Source organism: Vibrio caribbeanicus ATCC BAA-2122 (assembly GCF_000165125.1).
Lineage (GTDB): Bacteria > Pseudomonadota > Gammaproteobacteria > Enterobacterales > Vibrionaceae > Vibrio > Vibrio caribbeanicus.
Window position 1 is genome coordinate 1 of sequence record NZ_AEIU01000036.1, and the last position, 403, is coordinate 403.

Sequence of the window (403 nt, forward strand, 5' to 3'; positions counted from 1 at the left end):
TATCCCTTACTTTGGAGGTATTCCAACCACCGATGTCTTGGTTAAAGGCGGAGGCGCTTTCAAACATTGCCCTCATATCCCATACCTTGGAGGTATCCCAGTTACCGATGGGTTGGTTAAAGGCGGTGGCACCTTCAAACATCCACCGCATACTTTTAACCTCGGAGGTATCCCAGTTGCCGATGGGCTGGTTAAAGGCTTCGGCACCTAAAAACATCTCCCTCATATCCCATACCCCGGAGGTATTCCAGTCACCGATGGGTTGGTTAAAGGCTTTAGCGCCTGAAAACATCACACTCATACCCCTTACTTTGGAAGTATCCCAATTACCCGATGGGTTGGTTAAAAACTGGTGGCACCTGAAAATATTCGTCCCATATTTGTAACCTTGGAGGTATCCCAA

Annotated in this window: 1 protein-coding gene; it reads right to left on the minus strand. The window is 47.9% G+C overall.

Features of this window, described 5'->3' with window-relative positions:
• A partial coding sequence (locus tag RH40_RS03550; RefSeq protein ID WP_009599967.1) for a BspA family leucine-rich repeat surface protein occupies positions 1–403 on the minus strand: 403 nt, incomplete at its 3' end.